The 10,755-nt window shown below is 65.9% G+C and carries 9 protein-coding genes; 3 read left to right on the top strand and 6 right to left on the bottom strand.

What is annotated here, in order from left to right; genetic code table 11:
• Window positions 1-109: 109 nt before the first annotated feature.
• From ING15_RS14935 to ING15_RS14915, 5 genes are all read right to left on the bottom strand, one after another.
• Window positions 110-670: a sarcosine oxidase subunit gamma gene (locus ING15_RS14935; protein WP_206455638.1), complete on the bottom strand. Its 561-nt coding sequence runs from the start codon at window positions 668-670 to the stop codon at window positions 110-112.
• Between the two features lie 88 nt (window positions 671-758).
• A complete protein-coding gene (locus tag ING15_RS14930) occupies window positions 759-3,740 on the bottom strand; it encodes a sarcosine oxidase subunit alpha family protein (RefSeq protein WP_206455630.1) in 2,982 nt (993 codons plus the stop codon).
• Window positions 3,740-4,114, bottom strand: coding sequence for a sarcosine oxidase subunit delta (locus tag ING15_RS14925; RefSeq protein ID WP_206455629.1), 375 nt, complete (start codon window positions 4,112-4,114; stop codon window positions 3,740-3,742). Before ING15_RS14925 ends, ING15_RS14930 begins: the two co-directional genes overlap by 1 nt.
• A 17-nt stretch (window positions 4,115-4,131) precedes the next feature.
• Window positions 4,132-5,385, bottom strand: coding sequence for a sarcosine oxidase subunit beta family protein (locus ING15_RS14920; protein ID WP_206455628.1), 1,254 nt, complete (start codon window positions 5,383-5,385; stop codon window positions 4,132-4,134).
• A 242-nt stretch (window positions 5,386-5,627) separates the two neighbouring features.
• Complete coding sequence (locus ING15_RS14915; protein WP_206455627.1) at window positions 5,628-6,533, bottom strand: hypothetical protein; 906 nt, start codon at window positions 6,531-6,533, stop codon at window positions 5,628-5,630.
• 299 nt (window positions 6,534-6,832) lie between these two features.
• Between ING15_RS14915 and rpsU the strand changes: the two genes are divergently transcribed.
• Together rpsU and ING15_RS14905 are read left to right on the top strand one after the other, a co-directional pair.
• Entirely contained in the window at window positions 6,833-7,057 is a 225-nt protein-coding gene (rpsU, locus tag ING15_RS19545) for a 30S ribosomal protein S21 (protein WP_206455626.1), read from the top strand.
• 185 nt (window positions 7,058-7,242) lie between these two features.
• Window positions 7,243-8,157, top strand: a complete 915-nt coding sequence (locus ING15_RS14905) for a tetratricopeptide repeat protein (RefSeq protein WP_206455625.1) — start codon at window positions 7,243-7,245, stop codon at window positions 8,155-8,157.
• Window positions 8,158-8,185: 28 nt separating this feature from the next.
• On the opposite strand, the gene ING15_RS14900 is transcribed toward ING15_RS14905, so the two are convergent.
• Entirely contained in the window at window positions 8,186-10,015 is a 1,830-nt protein-coding gene (locus ING15_RS14900; protein ID WP_206455624.1) for a hypothetical protein, read from the bottom strand.
• A gap of 197 nt (window positions 10,016-10,212) precedes the next feature.
• Between ING15_RS14900 and ING15_RS14895 the strand changes: the two genes are divergently transcribed.
• Window positions 10,213-10,749, top strand: a complete 537-nt coding sequence (locus ING15_RS14895; RefSeq protein ID WP_206455623.1) for a DUF992 domain-containing protein — start codon at window positions 10,213-10,215, stop codon at window positions 10,747-10,749.
• Window positions 10,750-10,755: the final 6 nt, after the last annotated feature.

Genomic DNA, 10,755 nt, shown 5'->3' with positions numbered 1-10,755 from the left:
AAGACGGGCCACGCCAAGCCGAACGCTTGACCATCAATGACCGCGCCGCGTGTTCTTCAGGACACGCGGCGTTTTTATATCCTGGTCCCGCCGTGTGCTGCCTTTGCGATCAAACAGCCGGCGAGCGTGCCGCCTCGGCCAGGAAGGTCCAGACATAATCGGCAAAACTTCGCCAGCATTCGACCTCGAAGCGCTGCTCACCGGTCCGCCACAGGACGATCTCGGCTTTCGAGAGGATCGTCCGGCTCGCCGCCCCGACCGGGAAACCACCAAGCCGAATGTCCTGCGGGCAGCCGGCCGCGATCACCGCCTCGGCCGCCGGTCCCTCGACCGCGATCGCGACATTGCGGTGCGACACGTCCACGGCCGAGATGCCAGGGACGCCCGCAAGCCTTGCCGGCAGCGATTCGGCTCCCCCCGCGTCGTCGTTCGAGACCATCAGCCATTCGTCGGGGCCGATCCAGAGCGCCGAAATGTCGCCCTCCGAGGTGCTGGTCTTCGGCCGCATCGGCAGCGCCAGGCCGAGCTTGGCCTCCACCGCCTCTAGCGATTGCGCGTCGGCGCGCAGGCTGATGCGTTGGCGCGGGGCGAGCGGCGTCAGCGTCACGCCCGGCCCGCTCGCATAGCGCCCGTCCAGCGGCGACATGCGCGGCAGGTTGGTTCCGGCCATTGTAGCAGCGGGCCGGCCCGTTTCGCCGGTCGACGGGACGCTTTTCCTGGCCGCCGCCCTGGTCGGCTTCTTCGATGCCGTCTTGCGCTCAGCCATGCAGCCGCTCCCCTTCCGGATCGAAGAACACCGTGTCCGTCACCTCGACGGCGATCGTCTCTTTTGGCATCGGAACATACAGCGTGCGACCAATCAAGTTGCGTCCGTCCTTGACCAGCGCCAGCGCGATCGAACGTCCCACCGCGTCGGAGTGATAGGCCGAGGTGACATGGCCGAGCATCGTCATCGGCACGGCCTCGTTCGGATCGGCGACGATCTGCGCGCCCTCCTCCAGAACGGTCAGCGGGTTCGCGGTCTTGAGGCCGACGAGTTGCTTGCGGCCGGAGGCCACGAGATCGGACCGCTCCAGCCCGCGCTTGCCGACGAAGTCCGTCTTCTTTTTCGATACCGCCCAGGCAAGGCCGGCATCGGCCGGCGTCACCGTGCCGTCGGTTTCCTGGCCGACGATGATATAGCCCTTTTCGGCCCTGAGTACGTGCATAGCCTCAGTGCCGTAAGGCTCGGCGCCAAGGCCGCGGCCATGTTCGCGCAGCCGGTCCCAGACAGTGCGGCCGTAATCGGCCGGCACGTTGATCTCGTAGCCGGCCTCGCCGGTGAAGGAGACGCGGAACAACCGGCAGGCAACGCCCATGAATGTGCATTCGGCCACCGACATGTGTTTGAACGCGTCCGCTGCGATGTCCAGCCCCTCGACGAAGGGCGCGACGATCTCGCGTGCCTTCGGCCCCTGCACGGCGATCACCGCCCATTGCTCGGTGACCGAAGTGGTCCAGACGGCGAGATCGGGGAACTCGGTCTGCCGGTAATCCTCCATCAGCTCGAGCACGCGCGGCGCGCCACCGGTTGTCGTAGTCACGTGATAACGGTCGTCGCCGATCCTGGCGACGATGCCGTCGTCGATGATGAAGCCGGCCTCGTTCAGCATGATCGCATAGCGGCACTTGCCGACGGCAAGGCTCGCCAGCGGCGTCGCATAGATCACGTCGAGGAATTTCGCCGCGTCCGGCCCGACTACCTCGATCTTGCCCAAGGTCGATGCATCGAAAAGGCCGGCCGCCTCGCGCACCGTCCGGCATTCGCGGCCGACGGCGGCGTGCATGTCGGCGCCTTTCGGGAAATACCAGGCCCGCTTCCACAGGCTGACATCCTCGAACACCGCCCCTTCGGCCTCGGCGCTGTCGTGGATCGGCGTCTTCCGGGTCGGATCGAACAGCGGCCCCTTGGCGAAGCCGGCGATGGTTCCGAAGGTGACCGGTGTGAACGGCGCGCGAAACGTGGTCAGCCCGACCTCCGGCATCGGCCGGCTCAGCGCCTCGGCGGCGACACCGATACCGTGGATGTTCGACGTCTTGCCCTGATCGGTCGCCATGCCGGTGGTGGTGAAGCGCTTGATATGCTCGACCGAGCGGAAGCCCTCGGCGACGGCGAAGCGGATGTCCTTGGCCGTCACGTCGTTCTGGAAGTCGATGAAGGCCTTGACGAATTTGCCGGAGCCAGCGGCTGGCGTCGCACCCGCCATGCCGCCCCCGAAGGGCGCGGCCCCTTCCACCGCGACCGGCTGGGATTTACCAGCCTTGCCGGTCGCCGCGACGCGGCCAGCGCTGCGGGCCGAACCGATCGTCTTCGCCAGATCGAAGTCGCCCGCCGCGGCGCCCACGCTGATACAGTCCTCGGCCGCCTCGGCCGGAACGTAGGCCTGGAGGGCGGGATCGAAGGCGAGCTTGCCGCGCGATTGGGAGAACAGATGCACCGACGGCGTATAGCCGCCGGACATGAGCAGCGCGTCGCAATCAAAGCGACGATTGTCCTGGCCGGAGCGCAGTTCCTCGACCGTGAAGCCGCTGATGCGCCGGGTGCCGCGCACGGACTTGACCTCGTAGCCGGCGAGAACCTCGATCCCGAGCGCCCGTGCCTCGGCGGTGATGTCGGCGGGCGGCTCGGCGCGCAAATCGACGATGACGGGAACGGCGACGCCCGCCCGCTTCAGATCGATCGCCGCCGCATAGGCCGCGTCATGGGCGGTGAACACCGCGACGCGCCGGCCCGGCGTGACGCCGAAATGATTGAGATAGAGCCGCGCCGCCCCGGCCAGCATGACGCCCGGCCGGTCGTTGTCGGGAAACACCAGCGGCCGCTCGATCGAGCCCGTCGCCAGCACCACCTTCTTCGCCCGCACCTGCCACAGCCGCTCGCGCGGCAGCGCCGGGTCGGGCTCGGACAAATGATCGGTGACCTGCTCGGCCAGCGCCAGCATGTTGTGGTTGTAGTAGCCGAAGGCCGTCGTGCGCGGCATCAAGCGGACATTGGCCATGCCGGCGAGCCGAGCGACGATGCCGTCGACCCAATCCATCGCCGGGATACCCTCGATGGTCACGTTGCTCTCGGCCTTCAACCAGCCGCCAAAGGCCGTGCCCTCGTCGCACAGGAGCACGCTCGCGCCCGCCTCGCCGGCCGCCAGCGCAGCGGCAAGGCCTGCCGATCCACCCCCCGCGACGAGCACATCCACATGCGCGAAACGATTAGCGTAGTGCTCGGGGTCAGGCTTTTCGGGCGCGCGCCCGAGGCCGGCCGCGGCCCGGATATAGGGCTCATAGACCCGGTGCCAGAAAGCCTTCGGCCACATGAAGGTCTTGTAGTAGAAGCCGGCCGTCAGGAAGCGCGAGAACATCCCGTTGGCGCCGCCGATGTCGAAGCCGAGCGAGGGCCAGCGGTTTTGGCTGACAGCGTCGAGCCCGTCATAGAGCGGCTGCATCGTCGCGCGGATATTGGGCTGGCGGCGAGCATCGTCGCGGCGGATCTCGACAAGCGCGTTCGGCTCTTCCGGCCCGGAACCCAGGATGCCGCGCGGCCGATGATATTTGAACGAGCGGCCGGTGAGGTGAACGCCGTTTGCCAACAGCGCAGAGGCGAGCGTGTCACCCTCCAGCCCCACATAGCGCTCGCCGTCGAAGCGGAACGGGATGCGGCGGGCGCTGTTGAGGCGGCCATGCTCGGCAAGGCGGAAGCGGCTCATCACCCTTCCTCCCCGGCGTTCGACAGAGCCGGATCGAAACCCACCGTTGCCGGCGTCGCCCCGGCGCCGCGCGGGTCTTGCGGCAGATCGACCTCATTTCCAAGATCCGGTTTCGGCGCGCCGGTTTCGTAGAACGCCAGGAACTTGTCCGACACCGAGTGCCGTGCGGCGTTGAAGAAGCGTCCGCAGCCATGGACATGGCGCCAGCGCTCGAACACCACGCCGCGATTGTTGGTGCGCAAATAGAGCGCGTCGGCAACGGCGCGTCCCGGTTCCCCATCCGCGGCCGGTCGCGCGATGTGCGCCTCGCCGGCGTGGCGGAATTCGAGTTCCGGCCTGTCGTCGTCGCAGTAGGGGCAATGGATCAAAAGCATGGAAACGATCCCTGCGGTCAGTGCGCGACGGCGGCCGCCGCCGCCTCGTCGATGAAGCGGCCCGTCTCAAAGCGATCGAGGCTGAAGGCGGCGTTGATCCTGTGCGGCTCGTCACGGGCGATGGTGTGGGCGAAGACGTGGCCGGAACCGGGCGTCGCCTTGAAGCCGCCGGTGCCCCACCCGCAATTCACGTAAAGCCCCTTGACCGGCGTCTTCGACAGGATCGGCGAGCGGTCGGGCGTCACGTCGACGATACCACCCCAGGAGCGCAGCATGCGCATGCGGCGGAACATCGGAAACATCTCCGAAATCGCGTCGACCGTGTGGTTGAGGATGTGCAGGCTGCCGGTCTGCGAATAGGAGGGATATTGGTCGGTGCCGGCGCCGATGACGAGTTCGCCCTTGTCCGACTGGGAGACATAGGCGTGGACGGTGTTCGACATGACCACGCAGGGAAAACACGGCTTGACCGGTTCCGAGACCAGCGCCTGCAGCGGAAAGCTCTCGATCGGCATCCGGACGCCGGCCATGTCCATGACCACCGAGGTGTTGCCGGCCGCGACGACGCCGATCTTCTTCGCGCCGATGAAGCCGCGCGTCGTCTCGACGCCGGCCACAGACCCGTCGGCGCCGCGCCTTATGCCGGTGACGGCGGTATTCTGGATGACGTGGATACCGCGCGCCGACGCCGCCCGGGCATAACCCCAGGCGACCGCATCGTGGCGGGCCGTGCCGCCACGCCTCTGCAGCGCGCCGCCGACCACCGGATAGCGGGTGTCCTTGGAGATGTTCAGCGGCGGGCAATAGGCCTTGCACGCTTCCGGCGTCAGCCACTCGTTGTCGACGCCATTGAGGCGGTTGGAATGGACGTGGCGCTTGGCGACCTGCACGTCGTGGACGTTGTGCGACAGCATCAGGACGCCGCGCGGGGAAAACATGACGTTGTAATTGAGGTCCTGGCTCAGCCCTTCCCAAAGCTTCACCGCATGGTCGTAGAGCGCCGCCGATTCGTCGTAGAGATAGTTGGAGCGGATGATCGTGGTGTTGCGGCCGGTGTTGCCGCCGCCGAGCCAGCCCTTTTCGATCACCGCGACGTCGGTGATGCCGTGCTCCTTGGCAAGGTAGTAGGCGGTGGCGAGGCCATGCCCGCCCGCCCCGACGATGACCACCTCATACTGGCGGCGCGGTTCGGGCGATGCCCACTGCTCGCCCCAGCCGGAATGACCGCGTATCGCCTCGCGTGCAATGGCAAAGGCCGAAAATTTCCGCATCCTGCGCCTCGCGTCCTAAAACCTGGTGTCGTTCGACGATGGCTCGCTCTGGTGTAGCGCCCCGCCGCCGCCTCCGGCAACCTGCCCCGACCCCGGATCGTCAGCGGTCATCGCATCGCCATCGATGTTTATCGCGGATGGGGCGTCACCATGCTCGAATCGCGACAACCGGTGACGCACGGTCGAAGCAGGCACGGCAGCCCGCGCCCGCCTGCTTCCACTCTTCGAACTGCGTTCCCCGATCAGACCCGGCCGGCGACAGGCAATCCTCTGGGGCGCCCTACGAGACCTCCGAGCGCGCCAACGGTCAGACCGAGAGCCAGTGCGACGAATGCCGCGAACGAGGCGGCGGTCACCGCGCGGGCTGCGGCATCGGCGGCGACGCGGGCCTCACGCTTGGCACTGTCATAGGCCTGCTGGAGTTGCTGCAGCCGCTGCTGGGCCTCCTGTTGGGAGATTCCGGCCTGGCGCGCGATCGCTTGGCTGGCTGCCTGGCGCTGCTGGGGCGTTGCCTGTTCGCCGAGCCCGGCGAGTACGGTCCCAATGGAGGTTGCGGCCGAATCCTGCTCGACGGGCACCGGCTGAGTCTCGCCGATCACCGGCACATCCGCCTCGTCAGCCGAGTCGGCGGGCGGTCGCGATGCTCCGCCACCGCGCCGCAATGCTTCTTCTGCGTCTCGCCGCAACGTAGAAGTCGTTTCGGGAGCAACCGTTGCGGCCGCCGCCGACAGACCCTGGATCGAGCCGCCGATCACCCCAAAAGCGGCGCCGACCACAGCCGAAGCGCCTGTGGTCAGAAGAAAGACCACGAAAAGCGTCGACGTCGCCCAGGTGACAACGCCGTGGAGGATGGCATCGATCCGCGTAAGGCTGCCCGAAAGCCGACCGGCAGCATAGGCGCCGACGAACAGGCCGATCAACACGACGGCAATGGTCCATAAACCCCCGACGGACGCAAAGCTGTTGGGATCGAAGCTCTCCGCGCCTTGCGGATCGATCGTCGCGAGCCCGATGCCAAGCCCGAGCAACCCCAACATGAACTGGATGGCTAGTGCCAACAGCGCACCGGCGATAATCGCGCCCCAGGATATCCGCCTGCGGCCGTCCGTCGCGACGACCGCTGATCTTTCCCGCCTGATTTCGTTCATGTCGTTCAACCGCCTTTCGCTCGCAACTTTTTTTCCGGACGTGCAGTCAAGTGACCGTCGTCGTCGACCCTATCATCGATCGCGCTGGAAACCGCGCCGCGATAGCAAGGTTCCATCGCTCAGCGCCCCGGATGCGCGCCTTGAGAGCCTCCGAGGCCGGACCTCAGCCACGTTTCGCCACATCTCGACAGTAGTCGCCCAATCTGCTAAGGGGCTGCCGAATTCGAAGCATTGTTCGTTGTAATCTTCGATCTGTTCTGCAAACCACAGCCCGCCACACGCCAGAAACGGAACATCCAGTGCAGGTATCTGTCCGCGACAACAACGTCGACCAAGCCCTTCGCGCCCTCAAGAAGAAAATGCAGCGCGAGGGCATCTTTCGCGAAATGAAAATGCGCAATTTCTTCGAGAAACCCTCTGAGAAGCGGGCCCGGGAAAAGGCCGAGGCCGTCCGCCGCGCCCGCAAGCTGGCGCGCAAGCAGGCCCAGCGTGAAGGTCTGATGAGCGGCGGCCGCAGCCAATAAAGGGCTTTGGCCCGCCATTCTTTCGGCGATTTGAGGTTGTAACGGAGGCGGTCGGGGCGCGAGCCTGCCGCCTCTTTGCGTATGAGTCCGCAAGAGTCCATAAGATCGATCCGGCCCATGCGGTCCGAGCTGGTCATGTGGACGACGGCCCCGCCTGATTCGTCTCTCGAGGGAACAATTCATCGATGCTGCAGCCTCTGAGCCTTGTCACCCGTGCGTTCGCACGCGGTCCGATTACACGCCCCACGGCCATCGAACCGGGGGGGCGTGTCGCGCAAACGACTTTGCGCACCGCTGCGGTGCTCGGCCTGATGACGGTTCTCGCTGCGTGCCAGTCAACATCGGACGGACCGGCCGTCACAGCGATCGCTCTCGATCAAAATCAGGGGCTCGACCAGAACATCGCTTCGCTGACCCAGACCGTCAGCGCCAATCCCCGCGATCCGGAAGCCCTCAACGTGCGGGGTACGGCCTATGGCCGCGCCGGGAAATACGACGCGGCCATCCAGGACTTCACGACCGCCCTCCAGCTCGACCCGAATTTCTATCAGGCCTACGCCAACCGCGCGCTCGTCTACCGCCAGACCAACCAGCCGTCTAAGGCTGTCCAGGACTACAGCGCCGCACTTCAGATCAATCCGAACTACGATTCGGCCTATATCGGACGCGGCAACGTCTACCGGGTCGCCGGCCGCAATCGTGAGGCGCTCATCGATTTCCAGCGGGCGATCGACCTGAACACGACCGACCCGCGCGCCTATCATAACCGCGGCCTGCTCTATCAGATCGACGGCCAGCACAAACAGGCGATCGAGGATTTTTCGACGGCGATTTCGTTGCAGGCCACAGCGCCCGAGCCTTATTCCGGGCGCGGCGTCTCCTATCTCGCGCTCGGCGACGAGGAAAACGCCTTCACCGATTTCAATGCGGCGCTGAAGCTTGACGACAAGAAGGCCGAGTACTGGACCAACCAGGCGCTGGTCTACGAACGCAAAGGCGATCGTGGGCGGGCCTTAAAGTCCTATTCCCGCGCCGCGCAGCTCGATCCGAAATACCAGCCGGCCAAGGACGGCATGGCGCGCACCAGAGGCGGCGCCTGAGCGAGACTGGAACCGCTCGGACGAAGCGCTACACCTCCGCGTGCCGCAGCGGCGCGGACCGAAGAACAGGCGGCTCAGCGACCAGCGGTTCGTCCAAGGCCATCGCCTCCCGCAAGACCGCGACGTGCTGCCTTGGGTGCGGACTGGCGGCGCGATAGGCCGGGCCGATGTCGCCGCAAACCAGTATTCCTTCCGCCTCGCAATCCCAGTAGAGCGTGTGCGTAAAAAGCCGTCCCAACCCCGGAATTAAGGGCTTGCGCCGGCGAATCCGGACATGGCGATCGCGGATCCCGAGCCCCATGCCCGGCTCCACCGCCGCATCCATCTCGGACAGAACGGTGGTCGCCGGTTCGTTCTGGACCGGTCCTGACACGATGTCACCCAGCAGCACCTTGGAGTGGCGGTCGTAGATATTCGTCCAGCGCGTCGCCGCGAACATGGCGGCGTGATGGGGAAGGCCGAGAGGCTGTTCGATCTCACGCAACACATGCAGGCGGTGATCATCCAGTCGGTAGCGGAAATCGCGTCCCTCGACGGGCAGTGGCGGCGACGTCGCGATCTGCCGCTCCTCGACGAGTCGCGCAAGGCGATCGACATCGCGGGCGAGCAGGAACTCGGCGTGGGTCAGCGGGTTACCGAGGGTTACCAGATCGCTGATACGCCAGAACAGCGGCCCCTTTCCGGGGTCCACCGGAGCGCCCGGCAAAACTTTCGTCCGCTCGGCCGCCATGGCGCGCGAAACCGCGCGCTGAAAATTCCGGTAGACCGAGAGCTCGCGCTCATCGTGCAAATCCGGTTCTGTTTCGAGGAAAGCAACGAGGGCGTCGAATGCCTCGTGGACCTGCAATCCCATCGGGTGGTCCCGGTTCGGACCGGCTTCCAGCCAGAACAGCCGCAGCAGATCGTAGGCGATGATGGCCCCGAGGCTGTGGCCGACGACGACGATGCGTTCATAGCGTTCGGTCTCGGCGCCATCGTCGTCTGTCGCATCCGCGCCCTCGCCTTCCTTCGGCGTCGCCGGCGGGGCCTCGCGGTGCAGCGCTCTGAGCAGCGCCAGCCCCCGCTCGCGTATATCTCTGCGTTTTCCCACCGTGTCGGGTTCGGTTCGCACATAACGGGCGACGTCGCCAAGATAAGGCACGACGAGTTGGTGGACGAGAACGCCGATCACCGTCGACAACACGAGCATACCGACGCTCAAGGTCAGGATGGATTGCCATGGAAGTAGAAAGGCGATGCCGGCGAAGACGAGCACGGCTGCGCCGCCGGCGAAGTGGTAGGACAGCTCCGTCGCCCTTGGTTCGCCGGACAGACGTTCCCATAGAAAATACAGCAACACGCCGGCCGCAAGCAGTGCGACGGCGATTCCGACGGCCGCCGGCCACAACGGCGAGACCACCTCCGGAGCCGCCTCGGCCGGGCCCGAATCGATCAATCCGAAAAGCCCGCCGGCCGCCAGAGCGACGGCGACCAGCGTGCCGGTCCACAACCAAAGCCATGCCCACCACACATCGCGCGGCACATGATGCGGCCAGCGCAATAGCAGACCGAAGATCCAAGCCCGCAGATGCTGCAGCGTCGTGCCCTGCATGATGTCGGCCCAGTAGAACTCGTAGAAGTCGGTGCGAACGCCGTTTGCATCCGCGGGCGTGGTGATGCGGGCGAGCTCGGCGGAGCCGGTGCGCGAATCCGGCACGATCCAGAATGCGGATTTTCCGTCCGCTTGCTTTGCATCGGAGCCCAGCACCGCCTCGACGAAGGACCGCAGCGTGGCCATCGGGCGCTGCTCGCCCATGCCATGGATGACAATTACGGCTTGGCGTTTAGCCGCCGCCGGCTTCTCCTGCTTTTCATTCATCGCGGCGCTCTCGCTTATTCTTCCTTTAGGAGACCATGATTTTCGCCCGCCAGGCAAGCGCAGGCATGCCGCCGCCGGGCGCATCGTCGGTACGCCGCGCCTGGGTCTCGGCTGAAAAGAAACGCGGCGGAGGGGAACTTCGCGACGCACCATGACTTTCTCCCCCGAAAGTGGACAACCCACGAAAGGACCGTCCCATGAAGACCATTTTATCCTCGCTGGCGCTTGCCGCCGCCGTCGCCACGACCCCGCTGCTCGCCTCCGGCGCGTCCGCTGAAACCAAGGTCGGCGTGCTTGGCTGCAACAGCGACGGCTCGACCGGCTTCATTGTCGGCTCGACCGACAACCTCGTCTGCGAATTCACGCCCGCTGAGGGCGGCGCGCCTGAACTCTATGCGGCGACGCTCGACAAGTTCGGCCTTGACGTCGGCGTTACTGGCCGCACCGTGATGACCTGGGCGGTCGTCTCCGCGGACGGTACCCCATACACGCCGAACAGCTTGGCTGGTACTTATGTCGGTGCGACGGCTGACGCGTCCGTCGTTGTCGGCGGCGGTACCAGTGTCCTGGTCGGCGGCAATAACGACAGCTTCTCGCTGCAGCCGGTGAGCTTGCAGGCCCAGGAAGGCATCAACGCAGCCCTCGGCGTAGCGAAGTTCACGCTCGCGCCGGCCGTTGCCGTGGCCACGCCGCCGGCCGCCGTTGTCGTCCCTGTCGAGCCGCAGTCGAAATAAGACCCG

It is taken from the genome of Aurantimonas marina, from assembly GCF_017183135.1.
In the GTDB taxonomy this organism is placed as follows: Bacteria; Pseudomonadota; Alphaproteobacteria; order Rhizobiales; family Rhizobiaceae; genus Aurantimonas; species Aurantimonas marina.
The sequence above is the reverse complement of the archived record's forward strand: the minus strand, read 5'-3'. Positions and strand labels throughout refer to the sequence as shown.